The sequence below is a fragment of the Streptococcus sp. NSSLK0004 genome (genome assembly GCF_059039125.1).
The window spans coordinates 204,387-231,385 of the sequence record NZ_CM180142.1 but is presented as its reverse complement, the minus strand read 5'-3'; the positions used below and the strand labels follow the sequence as shown (position 1 = coordinate 231,385).

Below are 26,999 nucleotides of genomic sequence, written 5' to 3'. Positions count from 1 at the left end.
CCATGCGTTTTAATCAATTTTCCTATATCCCTAGCCACTCTCAAAAGCAAGTAGAAGAACTCCATTCAATCGGTTTTTTCTTAAATGAGCAAGAACAAGCACGCGATACCCTTGAACGATTTGTTAGAAAGTGTCATTTCCTGACAGCCAACACCAACTTTGTCCTATCCAACTTGATTGCGGATTGGGATACGGACCTGTTGACCTTCTTCCAGTCTGGTCGTGAACTGACTGACCAGATTTTCTATCAGGTTGCCTTTCAGTTGCTGGGCTTTGTGCCAAATGTCGATTACACCGATGTAATGGACTTTGTAGAAAAAACTAACTTTCCAATCGTCTATGGAGACATCATCGAAAATCTCTACCAGCTCCTCAACACTCGTACCAAGTCTGGCAATACCTTGATTGACCAGCTGGTCAGCGATGACCTGATTCCTGAAGATAACCAATACCACTTCTTCAATGGTAAGTCTCTAGCAACCTTTTCAACCAAGAACCTTATTCGTGAAGTAGTCTATGTCGAAACCCCTGTTGATACAGCTAAAAGTGGTCAGACAGACTTGGTCAAGGTTTCCATTCTCCGTCCTCACTTTGACGGAAAAATCCCTGCAGTCATCACCAACAGCCCTTATCATCAAGGTGTTAATGATGTAGCCAGCGATAAGGCTCTACATAAAATGGAGGGTGAACTGGCTGAAAAACCTGTCGGTAGGATTCAAGTTCAATCGACTACCATTGACAAACTGGAATTGGATAAGCGGGACCTACCTATCAGCCCTGCTACTGAAAAACTAGGGCACATCACGTCCTACTCCCTCAATGACTACTTCCTCTCTCGTGGTTTCGCCAGCCTCCATATTTCTGGTGTCGGCACACTTGGCTCGACTGGCTACATGACATCTGGCGACTATCAGCAGGTAGAAGGCTATAAAGCGGTGATTGACTGGCTTAACGGTCGCACCAAGGCTTATACAGACCACACCCGCTCGCTAGAGGTCAAGGCAGATTGGGCCAATGGTAAGGTGGCGACGACAGGACTTTCTTACCTTGGCACCATGTCCAATGCCTTGGCAACAACTGGCGTGGACGGATTAGAAGTCGTTATCGCAGAAGCAGGGATCTCCTCTTGGTATGACTACTACCGTGAAAACGGACTGGTAACCAGCCCAGGTGGCTATCCTGGCGAGGACTTGGACAGCTTGACCGCCCTGACCTATTCTAAGAGCCTACAAGCAGGAGATTTCCTCCGCAACAAAGAGATTTATGAAACTGGCTTGACCGCAGAACGTGCCGCCCTTGACCGTACCAATGGCGACTACAACCAATACTGGCATGACCGCAACTACCTGCTCCACGCTGACAAGGTCAAATGTGAAGTGGTCTTCACCCACGGATCTCAGGACTGGAATGTCAAGCCAATCCATGTCTGGAATATGTTCCATGCTCTTCCAAGCCACATCCAGAAGTACCTCTTCTTCCACAACGGTGCCCACGTTTACATGAACAACTGGCAATCCATCGACTTCCGCGAGTCTATGAACGCCTTGCTCAGTCAGAAATTACTTGGTCATGAGAACGACTATCAACTGCCTCCTGTTATCTGGCAAGATAATAGCGGTGAACAAACGTGGACAACGCTTGAAACGTTTGGTGGTGAGAAGGAGACTGTTTTACCACTTGGAGCGGGAAACCAAACCATATCCAATCAGTATGCCCAAGAAGATTTTGACCGCTACGGCAAGGCCTATCCAAGTTTCCACCAAGACCTCTATGCAGGCAAGGCCAACCAAATCAGCATTGAATTGCCTATCTCAGAGGACCTCCTGCTTAATGGGCAAGTCACACTCAACCTCCGTGTCGCTTCAAGTGTGGCTAAAGGCCTCTTATCTGCTCAGCTATTGGACAAGGGAAGCAAAAAACGCCTGGCCCCAATCCCAGCACCTAAAACGCGATTGAGCCTAGATAATGGTCGCTACCATGCCCAAGAAAATCTGATGGAATTGCCTTATGTAGATATGCCACAACGCTTGGTCACCAAGGGCTTTATGAACCTTCAAAACCGCACGGACCTGATGACTATTGAAGAAGTGGTACCTGAGAAATGGATGGATGTGAGCTGGAAACTACAGCCAACCATCTATCGATTGGAAAAAGGCGATGTGCTAGAGCTCATTCTCTACACGACTGACTTTGAATGCACTGTTCGAGATAATAGTGACTGGACCATTTCGGTTGATTTGGAACAATCTGCTATCCATCTTCCAATTCAGTAAAACATGAAAACGAGCTGCATCTGCAACTCGTTTTTGAATATCTATTTATCTAAAGGATAAATGGTCACCCCTTGCACTACGCGGTTCACAGTCCCTGTTGGAGACGGCGTGTCAGGTAAGTTTTTGCACTTAATAGCTGTCATAATCGCAAAGGTTTGTCCAAATAAGATGTAAGGGAAGGTCAAGAAGACATCCGGTAAATCTTCTCCACCTGTTGTTAGAACAAAGTTTGGTGCTTCTGTTCCTGCTAGTGGATCTGCAGACAAGGCAACGATTCGCTCTGCAATCCCATCTCCATGCACTTCATTGAGCAAATCAACATCATATTGACGAGTATAGTCATCATTTGACGCAAAGAGAATGACAATGGTTTTTTCGTTAATGAGAGATTTAGGCCCATGACGGAAACCAAGAGGTGATTCGTACATAGTCGCAATCTTACCTGCTGTCAACTCTAAAATCTTGAGTTGTGCTTCGTGAGCCAAGCCATAAAAACCACCTGCACCCAGATAGATTACACGTTCAAAATCTAGATTTACCAGCTCTTGAACATAATCTTCGCGATCCAAAACGTCTTGTCCTAAGCAAACAATGATATCAACCCAAGTAGCCTTCTCTTCTTGGCTAGCTGGAGAAAAGACCAGTAGAGCAGTCAAGGACATACAGGTGTAACTACCAGTCATGGCAAAGCCCTTATCATTTGAGCCAGCTGGCTGGAGAAGCAAGAGATTATTTACATCTCCTTCAGAAGTCACTGCTAACTGACCATCCGCTGCGCAAGTAATGGTAATCTGATACAGATTCTCTACCAGCTGCTTAGCAATTTCTACCGCTGCCAAACTTTCTGGAGAATTCCCTGAACGAGCAAAGGATACCAAGATAGTTGGAAGATCTCCTTGCAGATAATCATACGGACGACTAACTAATTCAACCGTTCCAACACTTGTAAAACGAATAGCTTTTAAATCATTTACTTGATTGAGATAATTGACAATAGACTGACCAACAAAGTCCGAAGTTCCTGCACCTGTGAAGATAACATGGACAAATTCATGTTTCTGTTGGATTCTTGTTAAAAATTCTTCAATTTTTGATAGCTGATCTAGATAGAGCTGATAAGCTTCCTTCCATAATCCTGGCTGTTGATAAATCTCAGTCGCTGTGATAATAGCACCGAGACTCTCTAATTTTTCCTTTGGTAGCTGAAACATAGGAGACCTCCTTGCTGGTTATAACCAGTTTTTATTTTATTATACAAGAAAGCATTTATAAAGTCAAATTAAAAATAGATTGATATATGTAATTTGATAGTGAGCCCTAACTTTTTTAATTGGACAAATTTTGAGTTATTTTTTAAACATGATATAATATAAACTATACAAGAAACCGCCTCTGCCTTTGTCATTTTTAATAATAAGGCAAGGAAAATTTAACAAGAGGGTCTAAACCCTTGATAGGAAAGGAATCTAAAAAATCTTATGATGAATATGCAAAATATGATGAAACAAGCTCAAAAGTTGCAAAAACAAATGGAAAGTAAGCAGGCTGAGCTGGCAGCAACAACTTTCTACGGAAAATCTGCTCAAGATTTAGTACAGGTAGCTGTCACTGGAGATAAAAAAGTGACGAACATCAGCTTTAATCCAGCTGTTGTTGATCCAGAAGATGTCGAAACTTTACAAGATATGACAATCCAAGCCTTTAATGACGCGCTTAATCAAATTGATGAAGCAACAAAAAAAGCCATGGGGGCTTTTGCTGGTAAACTTCCATTTTAGATGACAAGACCGTTCCGATTGACGGAACGGTTTTTCTATTTGGTCTCTTTTGCCAATTCCAAGCAATAAGATTTGGTATGACAATGTGGACAGGTCAGTTTACGTGTCTTTGGTGTATGTGCTGCTAGGTTAAATTCCTTGAAAGACGGATCAAAGGTCGTATGACAGTTAGAACAAAGGAATGTTACTTTTTTCCTAAATTGATTAGCCAATAGAAGCATTCCTAAAACATAGCAAATTCCAAGTACAATACCTGACATTCTCCAAAATACAGTATTAGGCTGGCTGGTAATCCAAAGCAATAAAATTACATAGATGGTTATTCCACCAATGATACTACTCCACATGATTTTGTGTAATTTCTTCCAAGCTTTTTGATTTTTCATAGTTATAGAAATATCTTTGATAAATTCCAACGACTGAGAATCTCGCCTTTTAAGTGTGTCAAGTAGCTTGACAGACCTGTCAAGCTTAGCTTTTTGAGCATCCAGATCTGTCTTAACTTGGATGATATGATCTTCTAAGAGCAACTCCAGCACCTGGCTAGCATTTTCTTCTGCCAGTACGCACTTAATTTGATCAATGGAAAAATCTAAATCCCGTAAGAAGCAAATGGTCTGCAACTGGTCCAAATCTGCCTCCGTGTAAAGCCTGCGACCTCCTTCGGTCAGCTCCGTAGGACTAAGAATTCCCCGTTGATCATAGTACTGCACTGTCCGTACTGAAACATCTGCCAATTTAGCAAGCTCCCCAGTTGTATAGAATACCGACATTTCTTCCCTCGCTTTCTTTTGATGAGATACAAGTCTTTCCGTGTGCACCCGACCTTCTTTGTTCACCCATATAGTAGCATTTGACGTAACGTCATATGCAAGACCTGACGCTAGAGGATTTTTCTTTTTTTACTATTTAGTTTGCCACATTTAACTTGAAATAGCAATAAAACGCTATTTTCTCTCCTTCTGGTGAATTGTATTTGACCTGACTTGCTTTCTTCTTAATTTCTGGTATAATGAATTATCAGAAAATTTAAAAAATGGAGAATGAATCATATGACGAAACATGTTCAATGGGATGGAAACCTCAATCAAGAAGGTCTTGAAATTTTGAAAGCTGATGGTGGTTGTATCGTGACTCCAACTAAGGTGGGCTACATTATCATGACAAGTGATAGAGCAGGACTGGAGCGCAAATTTGAGGCGAAATCACGTAACCGTAACAAACCAGGGGTCGTTCTCTGTGGTAGCATGGACGAGTTGCGTGAATTGGCCCAATTAACTCCTGAAATTGATGCTTTCTATCAAAAACATTGGGACGAAGACATCTTACTCGGCTGTATCCTCCCTTGGAAACCAGAGGCATATGAAAAATTGAAAGCCTTCGGTGATGGTCGCGAAGAATTGATGACAGACGTGCGTGGGACTTCTTGCTTTGTTATCAAATTTGGTGTAGCAGGTGAGCAAATCGCCAAAGAAATGTGGGAAAAAGAAGGAAAGATGGTTTACGCATCATCCGCTAACCCTTCAGGCAAGGGAAACCGCGGTAAGGTAGAAGGAATCGGTGAACGCATTGAAAATGCTGTTGACCTTGTCATCGAAGCCGATGATTATGTTGCATCCATCCAACCTGACAAGACAATTGAAACTCGCTATGAGCAAGGGGTTATGGTGTCTATGGTAGATAAGGATGGTAAACTCATTCCTGAACAGGGGGCAAACAGTCGCTCTATCAGCCCATGCCCAGTTGTTATCCGTAAAGGTCTTGACATTGATAAAATCATGATGCACCTGTCTGATCACTTCAATTCCTGGGATTACCGCCAGGGAGAATATTACTAGTCCAATCTTTAATTGTGGAGAGAGTACAGAATGCCAATCGTCACTCTACAACCTTTTACAATAGATCGACTCCATCGCTTATGGGAAATTGGCTATCGTCAAGCAGCACCTCGTTGGAAGGAATTTGCCGCTCCCTATTTCGATGACTACCAAGCCTTTGCGCACTTTGAGGACTTTCAAGCAGCCCCACTCTACCAATGGATGCAAAAAAATTTTGTACAAGCAATTCTTCTAAACGACCAACCTATTGGCTTTGTGTCGTATTATTGAGAATGCCAGCCAACACGCTGGTTAGAAGTCGGAATCGAAATCCATGACGACAGTATTTGGGGAAATGGCTATGGGACAACTGCCCTCCAAATCTGGATCGATAGGATTTTTAACCAGTTTTCCGACTTGGAACATACCGGGCTCACAACCTGGTCTGGTAATCCTGGCATGATGCGTACCGCCGAGAAGTTAGGAATGACCAAGGAAGCCCAGATTCGAAAGGTCCGCTTCTGGAAAGGACGCTATTACGACTCCGTCAAATATGGCATCCTACGAGATGAATGGTTTGAACATCAGAAAAAATCAAGTTCCTGATTAGGGACTTGATTTTTTTCGCATTTCCAAACTCAGGCTGAAATAGTCTATCACCAGACTGTTTCACTCCCCCGGACCTAAATTCGCTCTTTTGTTGGCAAGCTCATGATAAAAAGGTCACCCGGACCTTAATTCGCTCTTTTGTTGGCAAGCTCATGATAAAAAGGTCACCCGGACCTTAATTCGCCCTTTTGTTGGCAAGCTCATGATAAAAAGGTCACCCGGACCTTTTTATTTACCAAACAATCTTGCGAAGAAGCCTTTTGACTTTACTTCTTCTACGTGAGCTTTTGCTTCTTCCAATTCTAATTTTAGCACGTCCTTATCTGCCATTGCTTTCAAGGTTAACTGTTGCTGTTGATCCAGTTGTTTGTCCTTTTCAGAAATCTGAATATCCTTGACGCGTAACTGCTCATCTTTTTCAGCTAACTGAGTATCTTTTGCTTTCAATTGGTCATAGAGACGAATGATTTCTGCATTCTTTTCATCAACCAATATTTCCATGAGTTCCCGTTGCTTAACTTCTTCACTGACAGGCTCATCTTCAAAAATAGTTGTCTTATAAATTTCTTCTAATTTTACCAAACCAGCACGGTTTACAACAGTAACGCCCTTGTCATTTTTTTCCACAAATTCTTCTGGAAGTGACTTAACGCGATTATTCATAGCTTGGCGACTGACACCTAAAATCTCGGCTAATTCACTGACTGTCTTTTCGATTCCCATATAATCCTCAATTATTTCATTTTCATAGTTGATTCTATCAGTAAAATAGTACCATAAGACCAGAAAACTGTCAAATCAAGGGGGACTTAAGTCTTGGTATCACTAGCTTTTCGGGTACTTATTATAAAAAAGCATCCGCTAGGATGCCTTTTTCATGAAGTTCTCATTACGCTTGTTTGATAATGTTGCTCGCTTGAGGGCCACGTTGACCTTCTGTTACATCAAAAGTCACTTTTTGACCTTCGTCTAAGGTCTTAAATCCGTCTGTCTGGATTTCTGAAAAATGTGCAAATACATCTGGTCCATTTTCCTGAGCAATGAAGCCAAAGCCCTTCTCAGCATTAAACCATTTTACTGTTCCTTGTGTCATATCACTACTTCCTTTCTCTAAATTTGTAAAACTAGAAAAGGTAAAGCAGGTGAAACACAAACAAAACTCAAAAACTAATCTACTTGCTTACTCTAACAGGAAAGGTAAACAAAGTCAAGGCTAAGCTCTCATTTTGGAAAACTTTCCTGAAATTGTGATAAAATAAGGACATGAATACAGTAGATACCATTATTATCGGAGCGGGTCCTGCTGGCATGATGGCCGCCATTTCTTCGAGCTTCTACGGCAAGAAGACCCTACTCCTCGAAAAAAACAAACGATTGGGCAAAAAACTGTCTGGTACTGGCGGTGGACGGTGCAACGTGACCAACAACGGCACATTGGAAGACCTGCTGGCCGGCATTCCAGGAAATGGTCGCTTTCTTTACAGCGTCTTTTCTCAGTTTGACAACCATGACATCATGAATTTCTTTCAGGAAAATGGTGTTAAACTCAAGGTGGAGGACCACGGTCGTGTCTTTCCCACCACCGACCGCTCCCAGACTATTATCAAGTGCCTTGAGATGAAGATGCTGGAAAACGGAGTGGATATTCGCACAGGGGCTGAAGTCGTGTCCGTCCGCAAGATTGACGACCTCTTTCATGTCAAAACTAGCGAGGAAACCTTTACTGCTCCTCAGCTAATTGTCACCACGGGTGGTAAAACCTATCCTTCCACTGGCTCAACTGGCTTTGGTCACGATATTGCCCGCCACTTCAAGCTAGCTGTCACGGAGATTGAGGCCGCAGAAAGTCCTGTCCTGACCGATTTTCCCCATAAAAAACTTCAAGGCATCTCCCTAGATGATGTCACCTTAACCTACGGCAAGCACATCATCACTCATGATCTGCTCTTTACCCACTTCGGTCTATCTGGTCCTGCTGCCCTTCGCTTGTCGAGTTTTGTCAAAGGCGGTGAAACTGCATTTCTCGATGTATTGCCGACTTATTCTGACCAAGACCTGTTTGAACATTTAGAAACCAACAGGGAAAAATCCGTCAAGAATGCCCTTCGAGAACTCATGCCCGACCGCCTAGCTGACTTTTTCGCAGAAAACTATGACTGCAAGGTCAAACAGGTATCACAAAAAGACCTAACTGAACTTGTAACCTACCTCAAAGCCCTCCAAATCAAGATTACAGGCAAGATGTCACTTGCCAAATCCTTTGTAACCAAAGGTGGCATTGACCTCAAGGAAATCAATCCCAAAACTCTGGAAAGCAAGAAAGTCCCTGGTCTTCACTTTGCAGGAGAAGTCTTGGACATCAATGCCCACACAGGTGGCTTTAACATCACCTATTGTCTAGCAACTGGCTGGGTAGCAGGAAGTTTGCATTATTAGATAAAATCATACCTAGCAATTTCAAGGTAGACAAATCCTAGCTTTATCGAATAGTTGATTTCTAACAACGCACTATCTATTATTTAGAGTGATGAACGCAAATCTTTTAAATCCCATCTCCCCTTGAAACCAGCTGTATATAGGCTGGTTTTTCCTATTTTTTGTGGTATAATGAAGAAGAAAGAAAACTATGAGATAGGGGATCGGTATATGCTAGATAAGGAAACATTAAAAAAACTTCGTCACCGTAGTTCTGTCTACGATTCGATGGTCAAATCACCCAACCGTGCCATGCTTCGTGCAACTGGTATGCAAGATAAAAATTTTGAAGCACCAATCGTAGGAGTTATCTCCACATGGGCGGAAAATACACCATGTAACATGCATCTTCATGATTTCGGGAAACTAGCCAAAGAAGGGGTAAAAGATGCTGGTGCTTGGCCTGTCCAATACGGTACCATTACCGTTGCAGATGGAATCGCTATGGGAACTCCCGGTATGCGCTTTTCACTGACATCACGTGATATTATTGCAGATTCTATCGAAGCAGCTATGGGGGGTCACAACGTGGATGCCTTTGTCGCAATCGGTGGCTGTGATAAAAATATGCCTGGATCTATGATTGCCATTGCAAACATGGACATTCCAGCTATCTTTGCCTACGGTGGTACCATTGCTCCCGGAAATCTAAACGGCAAAGATATTGACCTCGTTTCAGTTTTTGAAGGAATCGGTAAATGGAATAATGGCGATTTGACCGCTGAAGAGGTCCGTCAGATTGAGTGTAATGCCTGCCCGGGACCTGGTGGCTGTGGTGGTATGTACACTGCTAACACAATGGCCACCGCCATTGAAGTAATGGGGATGTCAATTCCTGGTTCGTCTTCTCACCCAGCTGAATCTCCTGAGAAGAAGGCTGATATTGAAGAAGCTGGTCGAGCTGTTGTCCGTATGTTGGAGCTCGGTATCAAACCATCTGATATTATGACTCGTGAGGCCTTTGAAGACGCCATTACAGTTACAATGGCTCTTGGTGGATCAACTAACGCTACCCTCCACCTTCTAGCCATCGCTCATGCCGCTAACGTTGAACTAACACTTGAAGATTTCAACGATTTCCAAGAACGAGTACCCCACCTAGCTGATTTAAAACCGTCCGGTAAATATGTCTTCCAAGACCTATACAATGTCGGTGGTGTCCCTGCAGTTATGAAATACTTGTTGAAGAATGGTTTCCTACACGGGGATCGTATCACATGTACAGGTAAGACTGTCGCTGAAAACCTAGAGAATTTTGCAGATTTGACTCCAGGTCAAGATGTCATCATGCCACTTGAGAATCCAAAACGTGCGGATGGTCCGCTTATCATCCTCAAAGGTAACCTCGCTCCAGACGGTGCAGTTGCCAAAGTTTCTGGGGTTAAGGTCCGTAATCACACTGGTCCAGCTAAGGTCTTTGATTCAGAAGAAGAGGCAATCGAGGCAGTATTGACAGATGAAATCGTCGATGGCGATGTTGTTGTTGTTCGCTATGTTGGTCCAAAAGGTGGTCCTGGTATGCCTGAAATGCTATCCCTTTCTTCTATGATTGTCGGTAAAGGGCAAGGGGACAAGGTAGCCCTTTTGACAGATGGACGTTTCTCTGGTGGTACTTATGGATTAGTTGTCGGACATATCGCACCTGAAGCGCAAGATGGTGGTCCAATCGCTTACCTCCGTACTGGAGATCTGGTAACTGTTGACCAGGATACTAAAGAAATCACCATGCATGTTTCCGATCAAGAAATTGAAGAGCGCAAGAAAACAACTGTTATCCCACCTCTCTACTCTCGTGGCGTTCTCGGTAAATATGCACACACAGTGTCTTCTGCCTCAAAAGGAGCTGTTACAGACTTCTGGAGACCTGAACAGACTGGGAAAAAATAATAAATTTCATATCCCCTGTCTCTCTGACAGGGGTTTCATAAAGGAGAAAGAAAAATGACTAAGCTTCTAACTCCCGATCAACAAACCAACGGGAAAAAACGGGACTTACAAGCTATTGTCCTAGCTGGCGACTACGGGTATATCCGCCAAATTGAGACTACACTGAAATCATTAATTTTTCATAATAGCTACCTTAAGATTTATATTTTTAATCAGGATATTCCAAAAGAATGGTTCACTCATTATAAACATTTGTTAAATCAAATCGGCAGTGATTTAATTGATATTAAATTATTAGATGTTCCTCTAAATACGGATTGGTATGCTGGCTTTTCACATATTACATATATGGCCTTTGCGAGATACTTTATTCCCCGATTTGTATCTGAAGACAAAGCACTATATCTTGACAGCGATATTATCATAACAGATCAACTCGATAAACTATTTTCCACCGACATTAGTAATCATTATCTAGCCGTAGTACGAGCCGTTTTTGGACATGGAGTCGGTTTTAACTCTGGTATGATGCTGATTAATAACAAACGTTGGAAAGCTGAAAACATTACTGCTAAATTAGTTGAAAAAACAGAACAAGAAAAAGACTCCATTCAAGAAGGTGACCAAACCATTTTGAATATGGTATTAGGACATGAGGCTATTTGGTTAGATGATACCTATAACTTCCAGATTGGTTTTGACCAAGGTGCCTTTGCCTATCGTCATAGACACTTGTTTAATATAAATTTAGATCCTTTACCTAAAATCCTTCACTATATTTCTGGAGACAAGCCTTGGAATACCTACTCATCAGGTCGCTTACGTGAGATCTGGTGGCATTATCAAATGATGGACTGGGCAGAAATTCACCATAAATGGCTCAATGAAAAACGGGAAGTACCCGCATCAGTCTATAAAGGTAAACTATTAATCTTGACAAATACTCACTTGATTGAACAAATCGAAAGTTTAATCAAAGAGTTACCAGACTACGCCTTTCATATTGTTGCTTTTACTGATATGGCAGACAATTTAAAAAAATTAGCTAGCTTTGACAATGTTTTTTTACACCCTAAAGTTATCGGTTACATTTTAGAGGATATGATTCTCGACTGTGATGCCTATCTAGATATTAATCATGGTTCAAAGGACCCTTATTTCTTGGACTTGGTTATGGAAAATGAGAAACCGGTCCTCTCTTTCGACAATATCGCAGCACCAAATTTTGAGAACTATTCGCACAGTCAAGTTTTCTCCTGTCATCAGCCCGAAGACTTAGCCACTGCAGTAAGACTACTGAGCGAATAAGAACAGGAGAAAGTGTAATGAAATTAAATGTTGAACTCTCTCGCTTCCGTGTAAAAAACGGAAAGTCTTCCAAAGTAGATGAGTGGATGGCCTTTCTCAATGAGCACTTGGAAGACACCCTTCTCACTCTTGAAGGAGAAAAAATGTATGTCGAAACCATCTTCCGTGAGGTATTGGACGGACGCGAATACCTCTATTGGTACTCTGTCCAAGCCGAAGGAGGGATTGAAGTCGAAGATTCAGAATCCTATATCGACAAAAAACATTTAGAATACTGGGCAGAATGCATTGATGCCAGCTACAGCATGGTTGACCTTGACCCTCAGGTCGTCATGATTTCCAAACCTATCTATGAAACCATGGAAGATTTAGACAAAAAGTACGATGAAACATATAAAAAATGAGCTGCTTGTCGCAACTCATTTTTATTTGGGACTAATTCCCAGTGTAATGCGCCCTAGACGGCTGATGCGTGTCATTTTCCATGCAGGAGACCACACAATTTCAACTTGGGCATCTTCAATTCCATCAATGGTTTTCAAGGCTGCGACCAAGTCTCCAGGCATAGTATCCGCACAAGAGCACCCTGCATCCGTAAAGGTCATAATTACCTTACAAAAACCCACTTCGTCCAAATGAATTTCGTACACCAGACCTAAATTATAGATGTCCAACTCAATTTCAGGATCATAAATAGTCTCCAATACTGCAACCAGTTCTTTTGACAAAGCAGCGGCGCGATCATTTAGGATAATATCTTCTCTCATATTTTCTCCTACTTTCTGATTTGTCCTATTTTCTCATACTTTTTTATCTTTTTCAAGTATATTTCCATAATAAGAAGAGCAGGAGTTAATCTATTCAATAGTTTTTAAAATTTAATGAACTACCTCAACTTTTTCAGTCCAAGAACGAGCAGTTATTGCCAACACTTTATTGAGTTCTTCCATGTTCTGACGGCCTTGATCTGCTAACCAGGCCTTTGCAACCTCCTCACCTTGACTTGCAAAAATCGCAACTGCATCCTTCCAAGTCGCACGACCACAGAGAACACCATTGAAATTGGAGCCAGCTTCCTTAGCAAGGACGAGAGTTTCTTGAAAAAGCTTGGCTGAGACACCCGCACTCAAGAAGATAAACGGTAGATGGGTGCTGTCAGCCTGTTCCTTAAAGTAGGCCTTAGCTTCTGCCAATGTATAGACAGGTTCTTCTTCCGTATAACCTTCAACAAAGTTCATATTGACGGGCACTTCAACCTTAAGAACATCTGCATTGTACCGTGGTTTACTGAACTCACGCATAGCACCATTTACTTTATGAGGTTTCAGTGCTGCGTATTCACGAGAAGTCACATCTATATCGCTAGCATCATAGGTCAAAATTTCCACGAAGTAAGGAATATTTTCTGCCATACACTCACTACCGATCCTCTCAACCCATGCATGCTTGATATCGTTGATTTCTAACTTGTCATCCACATCATAGTACAGTAAGATTTTAACAGCATCTGCCCCCAATTCCTTGATGCGTTTGGCTGACCAATTTGGCAATAAATCTGGCAAACGACCTGGCGTTGAAGTATCGTAACCAGTTTTTTCATAGGCTGCAATAAAACCACAGTCTGCATGACGCAATTCTGAGGCAGGAACTCCATATTCCGCATCCAAAAGAATGGAACTAGCATAGGGTGTCAAATCACTAGCGATAAGCTTTTTAAAATCAACTAAAATCTCATCACCAAACTCACTAACACCAGCTGCAGCTGCTAAAAGCCTTTTTAGAGCTCCTCGCTGATCAATGGCTAAAGCCGCAATAATTTGATTACCATTTGAGAGATGGATCAAATGGTCAAACTTTTCCTGTGATATGTGTAGTTTTGTCATTAGTTTCCTCCTAGGAATGTTTATCTAAATTTATCCAAAACGTTTCTGCCCATTAAGATAAGTCGCTTGTAAGTTCCCCTTGTCATCTACAAGGATAAAATCCGCTGCTCGTCCCTCTATAATCTGCCCACAAATATGATCAATCCCAACGGATTTTGCAGGTACCAGGGAAGCCATGCGAATGGCATCTGGCAAGTCAACCAACCCCCACTCAACCACATGTTGGACAGCCTGAATTAACTCTAAAATCGACCCAGCCAAACTACCGTTATGCTTGAGGCGAGCAGTTCCATCTTTCACCACAACTTCAAATTCTCCAAGCCGAGAATTACCTTCACCCATTCCTCCTGCCCGCATGCAATCGGTAATCAGGACTGTTTCCGCAACTCCGCGTGCTTTGATAACTACTTCTGCTGCCGCTGGGTGAACATGATACCCATCGCAAATCATTTCTGCGTAAACATTTTTTAAATTCAAGGCAGCTCCAACCATACCTGGTTCTCGGTGATGAAGTCCGCTCATTCCATTGTAAACATGAACAAATATGCTTGCCCCGGCTTCCACTGCTGCTTGAGCCTGGGCATAGTTTGCATCACTGTGGGCTAGAGCAGTTCGAATCTCTTTGCTATTTGCAAACTCGATGAATTCTCGAACTCCTTCTCGTTCCGGTGCCAGAGCAATTTTGTTCACCAAGCCCTTAGAGAGACTATGCCACTTGTCTAATTTTTCAATAGAAGGGTCGCTCATGTACTTAGGATTCTGTGCACCTTTGTATTTTTCGGTAAAGAAAGGCCCTTCAAGAAAAATCCCTTGAATCTTGGCACCTGTTTCTTCACCGGCATGCTGACCGATTGTCTGACAAACTGCATTTAAATTTTCCGTAGAATCTGTCAAGGTAGTTGGTAACCATGAAGTCACACCGCAAGAAAGCAAGCCTTCCGAGATTGCCTTAATACCTTCAAAATCATTGTCCATAACATCGTGTGAGGCATATCCGTGGATATGTGTATCAACCAGACCTGGACCAATATGGTAGTCTGAGTAATCTACAATATCACCCTCTGGTTTTTCTGAGGAAATAGCTCCAAAGGTCCCATCCTCACGAATTTCTAGGTAGGCATTTTTTATAATCTGATTGGATAAAATGATAGACTTAGCATGAATGAATTGAACCACATTTACCTCCTTCTATTAATATATAAATAAAACATCTGGTTATAACCATTATAAGATTATTTCTGTTAATTGTCAATTCCTTTTCGAATTGCTACACCGATATTAATAACAAAACTAGAGGAAAGCCAGCACTCTCACATGTAGCTACAATGTACAAGTACCATTCAGAAAGTATCAAATAAACCAGCTCCTTTCGTACTACTAGGAACTGGTTATTAAAGGCTATTTTCTTTTTCGTTACCAAAATATAACAAGGCTTAGCAAGAACTAGTCGATATAGACTCTTGGTATTCGACCAGATAAAAGACAGGTAACTTCATAGTTAATGGTCTGTCGATAATCAGCCCAATCCTGTACTGTGATGACCTTATCACCATCCTGTCCAATCAAGGTAACCTGGGTTCCGATTGTATATCGTTGAGGCAAACGAATCGTAATCTGATCCATAGAAACTCGCCCGACAATCTCACAAGGTTGACCGTCTACCAAAACCGAAAATCCCTGCATAGATCTTGTTAGTCCATCTGCATAACCAATCGGTACTGTTCCTATCCATTCCTGTTGCGAACTGTGATAAGTCTCTCCGTAGCCAATACTCGCTCCTTCAGGCACCTGTTTGATTTGGATAAGTTCTGAAGTCAAACTTAAAGTCGGTTTTAAATCAAAAGGCAAGTCCAGGGAATGCCCACTTGGGTTTAGACCGTAAATTGCATTTCCAAGACGGACCATATTAAAAATCTTATCTGTATGCCAGATACTCGCTGCAGAATTGCTGACATGAATATGAGGTGGACGTTGATCTAAACTATTTAAGATAGACTGAAACAGTTCAAACTGCCTCTCTAGTTGTAAGGTATCAGTTTCATCTGCTTTCGCAAAATGAGTAAAGATACCATCAAAGCGAGCTCCCCTCTCTTTTAACCAAGTAAGTGCCTGGTTCAGACTGTGAGCATCACAAAAACCAAGACGCCCCATGCCCGTATCCACCTTAAGATGTACTGAAAGCTTGTCCAACTCCTGATTAGCCTCTTCAGCTAAACCCAGCCATTCTAGACTAGTCACAGTTAGACTAATCCCCAACTCAATCGCTGTTGGGATGACCTGAACAGGGACCACTCCTAAAATTAATATTGGGTCTTCAATCCCTGCTTGACGCAGCTCCAATGCTTCATCCAAGTTCGATACACAAAATCCATCAACTTGTCCAACCAGCTTTCTTGAAACAGCAACTGCTCCATGACCATATGCATCTGCCTTAACAACTGCATAAACAGTTGTCGATTTAGGCAATTGCTCTCGGATTGTTTGCACATTATGAGCAATATGACTAAGTTGAATTCGAGCCACTGTGGGTCGCGATTTACTTTCTTTCATTCCATTCCTCCAAAATCACACTAGCTTGGGCAAAATTAGCAGAATGACTAATACTCAACCAAATTTTTGCTTTCGTCGGTGCCTGATTAAAATACGGAGCTCCCTTAGAATCGTTCAATACTTCCATATCTTGAAAACTATATTTACCAATCCCGGTCCCCAAGGCTTTGACTAAAGCCTCTTTAGCTACCCAACGTCCAGCTAAATATTCCACTTTTCTCTTATCTGATAAACCTTCAAACCGAGCCAACTCTGTATCTGTCAAGATACGCTTTTCAAAACCTCGTCCTTTGTTCAAAGCTGATTGAATGGCCGATAATTCCTGTAAGTCTATTCCGTGTCCTATAATCATTTTCTATTTTTTTCCAAAAAGGGAGCAGGAAAAACTCGATAACTGAGTCTACCTAGCCCCCTATATGTTTAAAGCACTATTCTTTATTTACGACCATGGCAATTTTTGAACTTCTTTCCTGAGCCACATGGACATGGATCATTACGATCAACGCCTTCAAAAGAAGAAATTTCTTTTGATTGCTCTTGTCCAGGAATAATATTTTTAGTTGCCGTTGTATGAGCTTCTCTAACAGTTCGTTCCCGCTCAATATTATCATGAATTTGTGCTTTCATCATTAAACGTGTCACATCAAATTCAATCGCTCCAATCATATCGTTGAACATAGTGAAAGCCTCTGATTGATACTCCACAACAGGATTGTTTTGAGCATATCCACGTAAACTAACAGCATTACGGAGTTGATCTAGTGCATCAATATGGTCTGTCCATTTGCTATCCACAACTCGTAAAATCAATACTTTTTGAAACTCTTTAACACGGTCTGCATCTTGTAATTTAGCAACTTGACTCTCATAGACTGATTCCGCACGCGCGAACAAATCTGCCACAATTTCCTCGTCCGTTTTTCCTTCTAGATCAGAAAGGGTGATACTATCTTCAGAAACGAGACTAAAATGAGCAAAATTCAAAATAGCTTGAAGAGCATCTTCACGTTTGCTTGACTTATGATCTGCAACCTGACGCTGTATCGTCCGTTTAATCATGCTCTTGATTTCCGGAGCCAAATCACGATCAGCAGTAATCACATCATGACGCTGACTGTATATGATTTCTCGTTGTTCACGCATAACATCATCATATTGCAAGACCTGCTTACGTGAATCGTAGTTGTTCCCTTCGACACGTTTTTGAGCACTCTCAACCTGACGAGTTAACATTCCTGACTTGATAACAGATTCTTCTTCTGTCAAATTCATGCGCTCCATAAAGGCCTTAATCCGTTCAGAACCAAAACGACGCATCAAATCATCTTCTAAAGAGAGATAAAATTGAGATTCACCCGGATCACCTTGACGCCCTGAACGACCACGAAGTTGGTTATCAATTCGTCGGCTTTCATGACGCTCGGTACCGATTACACAGAGTCCACCCAACTCACGCACACCTGGGCCCAACTTAATATCTGTACCACGACCAGCCATGTTGGTGGCGATGGTGACCGCACCACGTTGACCAGCATTCATGATAATTTGTGCTTCACGATAATGATTTTTCGCATTAAGCACCTCATGAGGAACACCTGCTGCAACCAACCGTTTTGATAGGTAATCCGAAGTTTCAACAGCTACAGTTCCGACCAAAACAGGTTGGCCTTTTTCATACCGCTCTTTCACGTCTTTAACCACTGCATTGAACTTGTACTCCAAACTAGGATACAACAAGTCCTCATGGTCAATTCGAATCACTTCCTTATTCGTTGGAATTGGTACAACACGAATATTATAAATTTCACGGAATTCGTCTTCTTCTGTTTTACCTGTACCAGTCATCCCAGCCAATTTTTTATACATGCGGAACATATTTTGGTAGGTAATAGAAGCACTAGTCTTAGATTCATTTTGAACTGGTACACCTTCTTTAGCTTCTATCGCTTGATGCAGTCCATCAGAATACCGACGTCCTTCCATTGTCCGACCGGTAAACGGATCAATAATCATGACTTCTTGATTTTCATTAACTAAGTAATCAATATCGTAAATCATGATGTAATTAGCACGAAGTGCATTGTCAATAAAGTGGGTAATTGCTACATTTTCCACATCATAAAGGTTATCAAGTTTGAAAAACTTCTCAGCCTTATCAATCCCTGAGTCAGAAAGACCGATGGTCTTAGACGGTACATCGATAATGTAATCATCGTTATCCAAAGACTTGACTAAATTATCAGCTAAGAAATAAAGCTGATTCGTCTCTGAACTTTGTGGTCCAGATACAATTAAAGGGGTCCGTGCTTCATCAATCAAGACCGAATCCACCTCATCAACCAAAGCGTAATTGAGCGGACGCTGTACCATATCTTCCGCTCGTACTACCATGTTATCACGAAGATAATCAAAACCAATCTCTGAGTTAGTTGAATAAGTAATATCACAATTGTACGCTTCGCGCTTTTCAAAAGAAGACTTAGCGGCTAAGTTGATACCCACAGATAGACCTAACCAAGAATAAAGCTCCCCCATTTCAGTTGCGTCACGAGTAGCAAGGTATTCGTTAACTGTAACAACATGTACGCCTTCGCCAGCCAAAGCGTTAAGGTAAACAGGCATCGTTGCAGTTAAAGTTTTTCCTTCACCCGTCCGCATCTCTGGCACATCACCATTATGCAAAACAATGGCACCCATAATCTGTACAGGATATGGATAAAGTCCCAATACACGACGAGAAGCCTCTCTTACCACCGCGTAAGCTTCAAAAAGCAACTCATCTAGACTTTCTCCGCCTTGATAACGTTCCTTGAATTCTTTCGTTTTCGCTTGTAATTCCTCATCAGACAAGGCTTCCATTGCATCGGCATAGGCAATAACCTTATCTGCCATTTTTTCTAATCGTTTCAATTCTCCCTTGTCATTTTCCACTAGAGAACGAAGTACATTTGTTACCATATTTATCATCCTATTTTCTTTCAATTCAATGAATAATTCTACCATAAAAACAACGGATTTTCAAGGTATATAGCGAACAAAACGATGTTTTAATCTTGCAACTGATAGGATACACACATTAGATGACAACAGCACTTCCAACTATAAAAGTCCAGCTATCAACTGGACTTTCTATTTATTTTTCAGATACTTGTTTTGCTAGAGCAAAGTTACCTAGTGTAGCTGAACCATTTTCAGCAACTGCTGGTGTCACGATATACTCTTTTACATCAGGTGTTGGTAGGTAATCGTTCATCAAACCAACAAACTTTTCACGCACACGGTTGAGCATGTGTTCTTGTGCCATAACGCCGCCACCAAATACAATGACTTGCGGACGATAAAGAAGTGTTGCCTGTACTGCTGCTTGAGCAATATAATAAGCCTGAACATCCCATACATCGGAATTAAGTTCAATTAACTCTCCACGAATACCCGTACGACCTTCAAGAGATGGACCAGCTGCCAAACCTTCTAAACAGCCATTATGGAAAGGACAGGTTCCATTAAATTCATGTTTGATATCGTATGGATGTAAGGCAACATAGGTATGTCCCGCCTCTGTATGTCCAAGACCACCGATGAATTCACCATTTTGAATAGCGCCAGCACCGATACCAGTACCGATAGTGTAGTAAACCAGGCTCTTCACACCCTTACGAACCAAGGTTTCACCATAAGCAGACGAGTTAACGTCTGTCGTAAAGTAAAATGGAATATTAAATTCCTTGGCAATTAGACCAAGCAAATCAATGTTTGACCAATGTGGTTTTGGAGTTGAAGTGATATAACCATAGGTCTGTGAATTTTGGTCAATATCAATCGGACCAAATGAACCAATGGCAATACCTGCCAAACGATCTTCGTAGCGTTTGAAAAATTCCACTGTACGTTCAATTGTTTCATAAGGTGTTGTCGTTGGAAATTGTGTTTTTTCAATTACTTGAAAATTCTCATCACCGACAGCACAAACAAACTTTGTACCACCAGCTTCCAAGCTTCCGTAAAGTTTTGTCATGATTTTCTCCCTTTTTTGTTTTTTCCATTATACCATAGTTATAAACAGAAGAAAAAGGCATAAAGCCTTTTCTTAGATATATTATTTCTAGGCTCTCATCTTACTTTCAGTACTAGGCAACGAGCTGCAGGCATAACTTAAGTTAGGCAAAGCGAGTTAACGAAGTAATGAAAGCAAAGAGGAGGGCTAGAATTATTTTGCAACTTTCAAGAAGTCTACACCGTGAGCGATAGTTCCTTCTGCAAGTGGAGAAACTTCTGCAAAGTCAGCAGTATTTGTCACGATCACCATTGTTGTATCATCAAGACCTGCTTCTGCAATTTTCGCTGCATCGAATTTAGCAATTGGAGTACCAGCTTTAACTTTGTCGCCTGCTGCTACTAATTTTTCAAAGCCGTTACCGTTCATTGATACCGTATCAATACCGATGTGGATCAAGATTTCAGCTCCTGAAGCTGTTTTCAAACCATAAGCATGACCTGTTTCAAAAGCGATGGTTACTTCTGCATCTGCAGGTGCATAAACAACACCCTCAGACGGTTTAACAGCCAAACCTTTCCCCATAGCTCCTGAAGAGAATACTGGGTCATTGACATTTTCAAGAGCAACTACGTCACCTGAAAGTGGAGAAACAAGAGTTTCTTCAGCTACAAGTCCTGTCTCTGCTTCTTCAAGCGTTTTTGCTGTTTCTTGTGCTGAAGCACTAGACTTTTTTACATCTTTTTCCTCATCTTCATAACCGAAGAAGTAAGTAAGAGCAAAACCAAGAGCAAATGATACAGCAACCATAAGGATGTATGGAAGAATTTGACCATTACCAGCGTAAAGTGTCAAACCTGGGATGATAGTAACACCCATACCTGTACCGGCAAGACCAAGAAGAGATGCTACAGCACCACCAATCGCACCCGCAATCAATGAAAGAAGGAATGGCTTACGGAAACGCAAGTTAACACCGAAGATAGCTGGCTCAGTAATACCGAGGAAGGCAGAAAGAGCTGCTGGGAAAGCAAGAGCTTTCAATTTAGGATTTTTAGTTTTCACACCAACCGCTACTGTTGCAGCACCTTGTGCTGTCATCGCTGCAGTGATGATGGCGTTGAATGGGTTAGCACCAGTGTTTGCGACCAATTGAGCTTCCAAGAAGTTGAAGATATGGTGAACACCTGATACCACGATAACTTGGTGAACACCACCGATAAGGAGACCACCAAGACCAAATGGCAAGTTCAAGATTGCTTGTGTGCCAGCCAAGATGTAGTTTTCAACCACGTGGAAGACTGGACCAATGACAAACAAGCCAAGGATAGACATAACAAAGAGAGTTACGAATGGTGTTACCAAGAGGTCAAGAACTTCTGGAACAACCTTGCGGACAGCTTTTTCAAATTTAGCACCAATCAAACCGATGATGAAGGCTGGCAATACTGAACCTTGCAAACCTACAACTGGGATGAAACCGAAGAAGATAGTTGGTTTCACATCGCCACCTGATGCTACAACCCAAGCATTTGGCAATTGACCAGCAATCAGCATCATACCAAGTACGATACCGATAGTTTGGTTACCACCGAATACACGGAAGGTTGACCATACTACCAAGGCTGGCAATACGATGAAGGCTGTATCTGTCAAGATTTGTGAGTAAACGTTCAAATCTTCAGGAAGTGTGTAACCAAGCGCTCCAAGAAGACCACGAAGACCCATGAAAAGACCAGTTGCTACGATCGCAGGAATGATTGGAACGAATACGTCACCGAAGGTACGGATAGCACGTTGGAAAGCATTGCCTTGCTTAGCAGCTTCTGCTTTCTGCTCACCAGTAGTCGCTGTTGGTAACCCAAGGGCAACGACTTCATCGTAAATTTTGTTTACTGTACCAGTACCAAAGATGATTTGGTATTGACCAGAGTTGAAGAAAGCACCTTGTACTTTTTCGATATTTTCGACTGTATCTTTGTCGATTTTCCCTTCATCAACGACCATGACACGAAGACGAGTCGCACAGTGGGCAACACTGCGTACGTTCTCACGTCCGCCTAGGGCGTCAATGACTTTTTTTGCAATTTCTGTATTATTCATCTTGCAAAAATCTCCTTATATTTTTTCTTTTTGAAAGTGTTTTCACTCTTTCGATGTTTTTATTATATATGGTTTTTACAAATATGTCAAACGTTTTGCAGAATTTTTTAAAAAATTCCAAGAATCACAGTAAAAACTTGATTTTTCAATAGAAAACGTTTACTATATTAATTGAAATATTAGATAAAAAATTGGAGATAGTATGGCCTTTACAACTGAAGAGCGCTACCGAGCTTATGCTGACTGGTCGCCAGAATACATTGAAAAAATCAAAAAGAACACAGAGAGTTCCCCTTGGAGAACCAACTTCCACATTGAAACACCATACGGTCTTTTGAATGACCCGAATGGATTTTCATATTTTAATGGAAAATGGACTCTTTTTTACCAGTACTTCCCATTCGGTGCCGCCCACGGCTTGAAATCTTGGGTTCATACCGAATCTACGGACTTAGTACACTTTGAAGAAACAGGTACTATTATGTATCCTGATACGCCACTAGATAGCCATGGCGCCTACTCTGGTTCAGCTATGGAATTTGGCGACAAGCTCTTTCTTTTCTATACTGGAAATGTTCGCGATGAAAACTGGGTTCGTCATCCATACCAAATCGGTGCCTTGATGGACAAAGATGGTAAGATTGAAAAGATTGATAAAGTCTTGATTGAGCAACCAGAAGATACCACGGACCATTTCCGTGATCCACAAATTTTCAACTATAAAGGGCAATACTATGCTATCGTTGGCGGACAAAATCTAGATAAAAAAGGGATTGTCAAACTCTATAAGGCTGAAAACAATGATTATCTAAACTGGTCCTATATGGGTGATTTGGATTTTGCAAATGACATGACTGCCTACATGATGGAATGCCCAAACATCGCCTTTGTCGGTGAGCAACCTATCCTTCTCTACTGCCCACAAGGTTTGGATAAAGATATTTTGGACTATGGCAACATCTATCCAAACATGTATAAAATTGGACAAGCTTTCGATCCTGAAACAGCAACTATTGTAAATCCGAGCGAATTAATGAATTTAGACTATGGTTTTGAGTGCTATGCAACCCAAGCCTTTAATGCTCCAGACGGGCGGACTTTATCTGTTAGCTGGTTAGCTCTTCCAGATATGGAATACCCAACTGATGCCTACGATTACCAAGGTTGTCTATCATTGGTCAAAGAATTAACCATCAAAGACGGCAAACTCTACCAATATCCAGTTGATGCTATTACCAGTCTTCGTAAGGAAGCTCAGCCATTTTCAGCCCAAAAAGAAACCAATAATGTTTACGAATTAGAGCTCAGCTTCTCTGCTGGAGCGAAACACGAAATCGTTCTATTCGCAAATGAAGACAATAAGGGATTGATTTTAACTGTCGATACTGAAAACGGTCGTATTACGTTAGACCGCGAACACTGTGGCCAGCCATTTGCTCTTGATTTCGGTACCAGTCGCTCATGTGCTATTGAGGCAGGTACACTAACTGCCAATATCTTCATTGACAAGTCTGTCTTTGAAATTTTCATCAATAAAGGAGAGAGAGTATTTTCTGGTCGTGTCTTCCCAGATGCCAATCAAAACGGCATTGCCATCACCGCTGGTAATCCGACTGGAACCTACTACCATTTAGATTATGGTCGCAAAACTAACTGATGTCGCTCGACTAGCAGGTGTCAGTCCAACGACTGTCTCTCGCGTTATTAACAATAAAGGTTATTTATCAAAAAAAACCGTTCAAAAAGTACAAGAAGCCATGAGGGAACTTGGGTACAAACCCAATAATTTAGCTAGAAGTCTTCAGGGCAAATCAGCCAAGTTAGTTGGGTTGATTTTCCCTAATCTCAGCAACATTTTCTACGCAGAGCTCATCGGTCATTTAGAAAGTCAGCTCTTCAACCGTGGTTATAAAACCATCATATGTAATAGTCAGCATGAATCTGCAAAAGAACGTGAATACTTAGAAATGTTAGCTGCCAACCAAGTAGATGGCATCATCTCTGGTAGTCATAACTTAGGTATCAAGGATTATGATCGCGTATCCGCTCCTATTATTGCATTCGACCGCAATCTTTCTCCTACGATTCCAGTGGTATCATCTGACAATCAAGCAGGTGGGGTACTTGCTGCCCAAACATTAAAAAAAGCCGGATGTCAAACTCCAATCATGATTTCCGGAAATGACGATTCCAACTCTCCAACCGGTCTGCGGCAAGTTGGTTTCTTATCTGTTTTACCAGACAGTGTAGTTTATCACGTTTCTAGCGATTTTTCACCTGTACGGAAAGAAATGGAAATCCGATCTATTCTTGAAAAATACCAACCTGATGGCATATTTGTCTCTGATGATGCAACAGCTATTCTCGTATGGAATACCGTTCACGCCTTGGGGCTTTCTGTTCCAAACGATATCAAATTAATTGGATACGACGGCACCTACTTCATAGAAAATTATTATCCACAGTTAACAACTGTCAAACAGCCTCTCACAGAAATTGCTGAATTAATGGTTGACCTCTTGATAAAAAAAATTGAGGGTACGGAATTAGAACACCTGCATTACTCCCTCCCCGTTTCTATGTTAGCTGGAAAAAGTGTTTAACTGACTCTTTTCGATTTAGAAGACCTCTTGGTCTTCTTTTTTTATAATTTATAGCCAATTTTTCTCGCAAAGAAAAATAAGAAAACCACCAGCTATATTGGTGGCTCAGATTGAAGAAAAAGTCCATTTTGGACGATTTTCTTCAATCATTTTTCTTTATAACAAAAATTAAAAACTCCTAGAAACATTGAAGCATCAGCATTTCTAAGAGTTTTATATCTTGCAACTCTATCAAAGCTTATTCAATTTTTATGCTTTTAGGAGTTTTTGTCTACGTTCTGAAAGCTCTTACTAGGAGCTTTTTTCTATTTCTTATCTTCTGTAATAAATTGACTGAGCATACCATTGATAAACTTGGCAGAAGATTCATCTGAAAATTCTTTAGCTAACTCAATCGCTTCATTGACCGCCACACGGTCTGGTGTTTCTTCAAAATATAGGATTTCGAATAAACCTAAACGCATGATGTTCTTATCAATCAAGGTCAAACGCTCTAAGGTCCATCCCGCTTTTAGTCGGCCAGACAATTCCTTATCCAATTCATCACGATAGTCTGCTACGCCATTGACTAGATTAAGGAGGAAAAGCGGAATTTCAACTCCTTCTTGTTCTTCCTCTCTATCATAAAGATAAGAAAATTGAGCCGCCTGAACAGGATCTTGACCAAATTCTAGAGATACAATCGCCTGCAGAGCACACTGTCTTAAGTAGTGTCTAGATTGTTTATTCTTCATCGAGGAAATCCTCACCAAATAAGTCCTTCAAATCTGGTTTCGGTGTCTTGTCAGGAACAATACCATCAACATGGATGTTAACTGCCGCAACTGTTACTTCCGCATAGTTTAACACAGCTGTCTTAACCGCACGTTGAATATCCATCGATACTGCTGGAACGTTCACCCCATACTCCAAATAAACATAGATATCCGCAGTCACTGTATCTTCGTCATCCATCTGTAAATAGACACCTCGATTAAGAGCTGTTTTTGACAAACCATCCGCTACTCTCTTATTATGGAGAGAATGAACTCCCTCAACCTTGGCTGCTGCGATTCCTGTGATAACTTCCAAAACGCGCGGTGCAATAATAATTTCACCTAATTGTTCTTTTACCATGGCCTCATCCTTTCTAGAGATTAATTACGCACGTGAAACGTATGTTCCCTCTGCTGTGTTGATTACTAGTTTTTGACCTGCTTCGATAAAGTCTGGCACGTTTACAACCAAACCAGTTTCCATTGTAGCTGGTTTCCCTGAACCAGTTACAGTAGCACCTTTGATAGAAGGTTGAGTTTCCGCAACCACCAATTCAACAGTCGTTGGTACAGTAACACCGATCACTTCTGTTCCGTAGAACTGGATTTTCACTTCTGAGTTTTCTAAGATGTAAAGCAACTCTTCCTTGATAGTCACTACTGGAATTTCATACTGGTCATAAGTTTCAGTATTCATGAAATAAGCAGTATCATCCATTTGGTAAAGATATTGTGCTGGAACAGTCTCGATAATCGCTTGTTCAAATTTTTCATCTGGACGGTAAGTTGTATCAAACGTTGAACCTGTACGAACATCACGCAATTTCATACGCATAATCGTGTTCCCTTTACCTGGTTTGTGGTGGCTTGCATCCAAAACTTTAATCAATTTACCTTCTGCTTCAAAGGTCATACCTGCTCTAAGTTTACTTGCTTCAATCATTGTATTGAATACCTCTTCAAA

At 41.4% G+C, this 26,999-nt stretch carries 26 protein-coding genes and 1 pseudogene; 12 read left to right on the top strand and 15 right to left on the bottom strand.

All coding sequences use genetic code 11. The annotated features are described in order from the left end of the window. The first annotated feature begins 2 nt into the window (after window positions 1–2). Window positions 3–2,273 (top strand): Xaa-Pro dipeptidyl-peptidase, encoded by a 2,271-nt coding sequence (locus AC4CS8_RS01355; protein WP_493893858.1) that lies wholly within the window; start codon window positions 3–5, stop codon window positions 2,271–2,273. A gap of 41 nt (window positions 2,274–2,314) precedes the next feature. Here AC4CS8_RS01355 and AC4CS8_RS01350 read toward each other — a convergent pair whose 3' ends face one another. Then, window positions 2,315–3,484 carry an SIS domain-containing protein gene (locus tag AC4CS8_RS01350; RefSeq protein WP_493893190.1) on the bottom strand — a complete coding sequence of 390 codons (1,170 nt, stop codon included), beginning with the start codon at window positions 3,482–3,484 and terminating at the stop codon, window positions 2,315–2,317. 267 nt (window positions 3,485–3,751) lie between these two features. On the opposite strand from AC4CS8_RS01350, the gene AC4CS8_RS01345 reads away from it, so the two are divergent. After that, window positions 3,752–4,051, top strand: a complete 300-nt coding sequence (locus AC4CS8_RS01345) for a YbaB/EbfC family nucleoid-associated protein (protein ID WP_493893189.1) — start codon at window positions 3,752–3,754, stop codon at window positions 4,049–4,051. 35 nt (window positions 4,052–4,086) lie between these two features. On the opposite strand, the gene AC4CS8_RS01340 is transcribed toward AC4CS8_RS01345, so the two are convergent. After that, complete coding sequence (locus AC4CS8_RS01340) at window positions 4,087–4,824, bottom strand: MerR family transcriptional regulator (protein ID WP_493893857.1); 738 nt, start codon at window positions 4,822–4,824, stop codon at window positions 4,087–4,089. A 279-nt stretch (window positions 4,825–5,103) separates the two neighbouring features. Here AC4CS8_RS01340 and AC4CS8_RS01335 point away from each other — a divergent pair, with 279 nt between their 5' ends. From AC4CS8_RS01335 to AC4CS8_RS01320, 4 genes and pseudogenes are all read left to right on the top strand, one after another. Then, window positions 5,104–5,889 carry an L-threonylcarbamoyladenylate synthase gene (locus tag AC4CS8_RS01335; RefSeq protein WP_493893188.1) on the top strand — a complete coding sequence of 262 codons (786 nt, stop codon included), beginning with the start codon at window positions 5,104–5,106 and terminating at the stop codon, window positions 5,887–5,889. Window positions 5,890–5,919: 30 nt separating this feature from the next. Beyond that, on the top strand, window positions 5,920–6,159 hold the full coding sequence (locus AC4CS8_RS01330) for a hypothetical protein (protein WP_493893187.1): 240 nt from the start codon (window positions 5,920–5,922) through the stop codon (window positions 6,157–6,159). Between the two features lie 33 nt (window positions 6,160–6,192). Beyond that, window positions 6,193–6,300: pseudogene (locus AC4CS8_RS01325) on the top strand (GNAT family N-acetyltransferase); the annotation flags it as partial. Between the two features lie 27 nt (window positions 6,301–6,327). After that, window positions 6,328–6,474 carry a GNAT family N-acetyltransferase gene (locus tag AC4CS8_RS01320; protein ID WP_493893186.1) on the top strand — a complete coding sequence of 49 codons (147 nt, stop codon included), beginning with the start codon at window positions 6,328–6,330 and terminating at the stop codon, window positions 6,472–6,474. Window positions 6,475–6,705: 231 nt separating this feature from the next. On the opposite strand, the gene AC4CS8_RS01315 is transcribed toward AC4CS8_RS01320, so the two are convergent. Both AC4CS8_RS01315 and AC4CS8_RS01310 read right to left on the bottom strand, forming a co-directional pair. Continuing rightward, window positions 6,706–7,200: a DUF536 domain-containing protein gene (locus AC4CS8_RS01315; RefSeq protein WP_493893185.1), complete on the bottom strand. Its 495-nt coding sequence runs from the start codon at window positions 7,198–7,200 to the stop codon at window positions 6,706–6,708. Between the two features lie 166 nt (window positions 7,201–7,366). Further along, window positions 7,367–7,570 (bottom strand): cold-shock protein, encoded by a 204-nt coding sequence (locus AC4CS8_RS01310; protein WP_493893184.1) that lies wholly within the window; start codon window positions 7,568–7,570, stop codon window positions 7,367–7,369. A gap of 170 nt (window positions 7,571–7,740) precedes the next feature. Here AC4CS8_RS01310 and aao point away from each other — a divergent pair, with 170 nt between their 5' ends. The 4 genes from aao (at window position 7,741) to AC4CS8_RS01290 (ending at window position 12,551) form a co-directional block, all read left to right on the top strand. Next, on the top strand, window positions 7,741–8,913 hold the full coding sequence (aao, locus tag AC4CS8_RS01305) for an aminoacetone oxidase (RefSeq protein ID WP_493893183.1): 1,173 nt from the start codon (window positions 7,741–7,743) through the stop codon (window positions 8,911–8,913). A gap of 210 nt (window positions 8,914–9,123) precedes the next feature. Then, complete coding sequence (gene ilvD, locus AC4CS8_RS01300; RefSeq protein WP_493893856.1) at window positions 9,124–10,839, top strand: dihydroxy-acid dehydratase; 1,716 nt, start codon at window positions 9,124–9,126, stop codon at window positions 10,837–10,839. 54 nt (window positions 10,840–10,893) lie between these two features. Continuing rightward, the gene (locus AC4CS8_RS01295; RefSeq protein ID WP_493893182.1) at window positions 10,894–12,147 is read left to right on the top strand and encodes a glycosyltransferase family 8 protein; all 1,254 of its coding nucleotides are present in this window, start codon (window positions 10,894–10,896) and stop codon (window positions 12,145–12,147) included. A gap of 17 nt (window positions 12,148–12,164) precedes the next feature. Continuing rightward, complete coding sequence (locus tag AC4CS8_RS01290; protein ID WP_493893181.1) at window positions 12,165–12,551, top strand: DUF6176 family protein; 387 nt, start codon at window positions 12,165–12,167, stop codon at window positions 12,549–12,551. Between the two features lie 21 nt (window positions 12,552–12,572). On the opposite strand, the gene AC4CS8_RS01285 is transcribed toward AC4CS8_RS01290, so the two are convergent. The 8 genes from AC4CS8_RS01285 to AC4CS8_RS01250 all read right to left on the bottom strand — a co-directional run bounded on the left by AC4CS8_RS01285 (window position 12,573) and on the right by AC4CS8_RS01250 (window position 22,677). Further along, on the bottom strand, window positions 12,573–12,914 hold the full coding sequence (locus AC4CS8_RS01285) for a metal-sulfur cluster assembly factor (protein WP_493893180.1): 342 nt from the start codon (window positions 12,912–12,914) through the stop codon (window positions 12,573–12,575). 111 nt (window positions 12,915–13,025) lie between these two features. Then, a complete protein-coding gene (lacD, locus tag AC4CS8_RS01280; protein WP_493893179.1) occupies window positions 13,026–14,030 on the bottom strand; it encodes a tagatose-bisphosphate aldolase in 1,005 nt (334 codons plus the stop codon). A gap of 30 nt (window positions 14,031–14,060) precedes the next feature. Further along, a complete protein-coding gene (nagA, locus tag AC4CS8_RS01275) occupies window positions 14,061–15,206 on the bottom strand; it encodes an N-acetylglucosamine-6-phosphate deacetylase (protein ID WP_493893178.1) in 1,146 nt (381 codons plus the stop codon). A gap of 267 nt (window positions 15,207–15,473) precedes the next feature. Further along, entirely contained in the window at window positions 15,474–16,580 is a 1,107-nt protein-coding gene (gene alr, locus AC4CS8_RS01270) for an alanine racemase (RefSeq protein WP_493893177.1), read from the bottom strand. Beyond that, window positions 16,567–16,932, bottom strand: a complete 366-nt coding sequence (acpS, locus tag AC4CS8_RS01265) for a holo-ACP synthase (protein ID WP_493893176.1) — start codon at window positions 16,930–16,932, stop codon at window positions 16,567–16,569. Before acpS ends, alr begins: the two co-directional genes overlap by 14 nt. An 83-nt stretch (window positions 16,933–17,015) precedes the next feature. After that, window positions 17,016–19,538 carry a preprotein translocase subunit SecA gene (secA, locus tag AC4CS8_RS01260; RefSeq protein WP_493893175.1) on the bottom strand — a complete coding sequence of 841 codons (2,523 nt, stop codon included), beginning with the start codon at window positions 19,536–19,538 and terminating at the stop codon, window positions 17,016–17,018. 175 nt (window positions 19,539–19,713) lie between these two features. Next, window positions 19,714–20,595: a fructokinase ScrK gene (gene scrK, locus AC4CS8_RS01255; RefSeq protein WP_493893174.1), complete on the bottom strand. Its 882-nt coding sequence runs from the start codon at window positions 20,593–20,595 to the stop codon at window positions 19,714–19,716. A gap of 192 nt (window positions 20,596–20,787) precedes the next feature. Continuing rightward, window positions 20,788–22,677: a sucrose-specific PTS transporter subunit IIBC gene (locus tag AC4CS8_RS01250; RefSeq protein WP_493893173.1), complete on the bottom strand. Its 1,890-nt coding sequence runs from the start codon at window positions 22,675–22,677 to the stop codon at window positions 20,788–20,790. Window positions 22,678–22,879: 202 nt separating this feature from the next. Between AC4CS8_RS01250 and AC4CS8_RS01245 the strand changes: the two genes are divergently transcribed. Next, window positions 22,880–24,334, top strand: coding sequence for a sucrose-6-phosphate hydrolase (locus tag AC4CS8_RS01245; protein WP_493893172.1), 1,455 nt, complete (start codon window positions 22,880–22,882; stop codon window positions 24,332–24,334). Then, complete coding sequence (locus tag AC4CS8_RS01240) at window positions 24,315–25,280, top strand: LacI family DNA-binding transcriptional regulator (RefSeq protein WP_493893171.1); 966 nt, start codon at window positions 24,315–24,317, stop codon at window positions 25,278–25,280. The genes AC4CS8_RS01245 and AC4CS8_RS01240 overlap by 20 nt, the downstream gene beginning before the upstream one ends. Before the next feature lie 305 nt (window positions 25,281–25,585). On the opposite strand, the gene nusB is transcribed toward AC4CS8_RS01240, so the two are convergent. From nusB to efp, 3 genes are read right to left on the bottom strand one after another with little or no spacing between them, the layout of a single operon-like run. Continuing rightward, window positions 25,586–26,014: a transcription antitermination factor NusB gene (nusB, locus tag AC4CS8_RS01235; protein ID WP_493893170.1), complete on the bottom strand. Its 429-nt coding sequence runs from the start codon at window positions 26,012–26,014 to the stop codon at window positions 25,586–25,588. Beyond that, complete coding sequence (locus tag AC4CS8_RS01230) at window positions 26,004–26,396, bottom strand: Asp23/Gls24 family envelope stress response protein (protein WP_493893169.1); 393 nt, start codon at window positions 26,394–26,396, stop codon at window positions 26,004–26,006. The genes nusB and AC4CS8_RS01230 overlap by 11 nt, the downstream gene beginning before the upstream one ends. A 24-nt stretch (window positions 26,397–26,420) precedes the next feature. Next, entirely contained in the window at window positions 26,421–26,978 is a 558-nt protein-coding gene (efp, locus tag AC4CS8_RS01225) for an elongation factor P (RefSeq protein WP_493893168.1), read from the bottom strand. Between the last annotated feature and the right edge of the window lie 21 nt (window positions 26,979–26,999).

Coding starts and splice junctions, on each gene's coding strand:
- AC4CS8_RS01355 (WP_493893858.1), top strand. CDS start 3: ATGCGTTTTAATCAATTTTCCTATATCCCTAGCCACTCTCAAAAGCAA.
- AC4CS8_RS01350 (WP_493893190.1), bottom strand. CDS start 3,484: ATGTTTCAGCTACCAAAGGAAAAATTAGAGAGTCTCGGTGCTATTATC.
- AC4CS8_RS01345 (WP_493893189.1), top strand. CDS start 3,752: ATGATGAATATGCAAAATATGATGAAACAAGCTCAAAAGTTGCAAAAA.
- AC4CS8_RS01340 (WP_493893857.1), bottom strand. CDS start 4,824: ATGTCGGTATTCTATACAACTGGGGAGCTTGCTAAATTGGCAGATGTT.
- AC4CS8_RS01335 (WP_493893188.1), top strand. CDS start 5,104: ATGACGAAACATGTTCAATGGGATGGAAACCTCAATCAAGAAGGTCTT.
- AC4CS8_RS01330 (WP_493893187.1), top strand. CDS start 5,920: ATGCCAATCGTCACTCTACAACCTTTTACAATAGATCGACTCCATCGC.
- AC4CS8_RS01320 (WP_493893186.1), top strand. CDS start 6,328: ATGATGCGTACCGCCGAGAAGTTAGGAATGACCAAGGAAGCCCAGATT.
- AC4CS8_RS01315 (WP_493893185.1), bottom strand. CDS start 7,200: ATGGGAATCGAAAAGACAGTCAGTGAATTAGCCGAGATTTTAGGTGTC.
- AC4CS8_RS01310 (WP_493893184.1), bottom strand. CDS start 7,570: ATGACACAAGGAACAGTAAAATGGTTTAATGCTGAGAAGGGCTTTGGC.
- aao (WP_493893183.1), top strand. CDS start 7,741: ATGAATACAGTAGATACCATTATTATCGGAGCGGGTCCTGCTGGCATG.
- ilvD (WP_493893856.1), top strand. CDS start 9,124: ATGCTAGATAAGGAAACATTAAAAAAACTTCGTCACCGTAGTTCTGTC.
- AC4CS8_RS01295 (WP_493893182.1), top strand. CDS start 10,894: ATGACTAAGCTTCTAACTCCCGATCAACAAACCAACGGGAAAAAACGG.
- AC4CS8_RS01290 (WP_493893181.1), top strand. CDS start 12,165: ATGAAATTAAATGTTGAACTCTCTCGCTTCCGTGTAAAAAACGGAAAG.
- AC4CS8_RS01285 (WP_493893180.1), bottom strand. CDS start 12,914: ATGAGAGAAGATATTATCCTAAATGATCGCGCCGCTGCTTTGTCAAAA.
- lacD (WP_493893179.1), bottom strand. CDS start 14,030: ATGACAAAACTACACATATCACAGGAAAAGTTTGACCATTTGATCCAT.
- alr (WP_493893177.1), bottom strand. CDS start 16,580: ATGAAAGAAAGTAAATCGCGACCCACAGTGGCTCGAATTCAACTTAGT.
- acpS (WP_493893176.1), bottom strand. CDS start 16,932: ATGATTATAGGACACGGAATAGACTTACAGGAATTATCGGCCATTCAA.
- secA (WP_493893175.1), bottom strand. CDS start 19,538: ATGGTAACAAATGTACTTCGTTCTCTAGTGGAAAATGACAAGGGAGAA.
- scrK (WP_493893174.1), bottom strand. CDS start 20,595: ATGACAAAACTTTACGGAAGCTTGGAAGCTGGTGGTACAAAGTTTGTT.
- AC4CS8_RS01250 (WP_493893173.1), bottom strand. CDS start 22,677: ATGAATAATACAGAAATTGCAAAAAAAGTCATTGACGCCCTAGGCGGA.
- AC4CS8_RS01245 (WP_493893172.1), top strand. CDS start 22,880: ATGGCCTTTACAACTGAAGAGCGCTACCGAGCTTATGCTGACTGGTCG.
- AC4CS8_RS01240 (WP_493893171.1), top strand. CDS start 24,315: ATGGTCGCAAAACTAACTGATGTCGCTCGACTAGCAGGTGTCAGTCCA.
- nusB (WP_493893170.1), bottom strand. CDS start 26,014: ATGAAGAATAAACAATCTAGACACTACTTAAGACAGTGTGCTCTGCAG.
- AC4CS8_RS01230 (WP_493893169.1), bottom strand. CDS start 26,396: ATGGTAAAAGAACAATTAGGTGAAATTATTATTGCACCGCGCGTTTTG.
- efp (WP_493893168.1), bottom strand. CDS start 26,978: ATGATTGAAGCAAGTAAACTTAGAGCAGGTATGACCTTTGAAGCAGAA.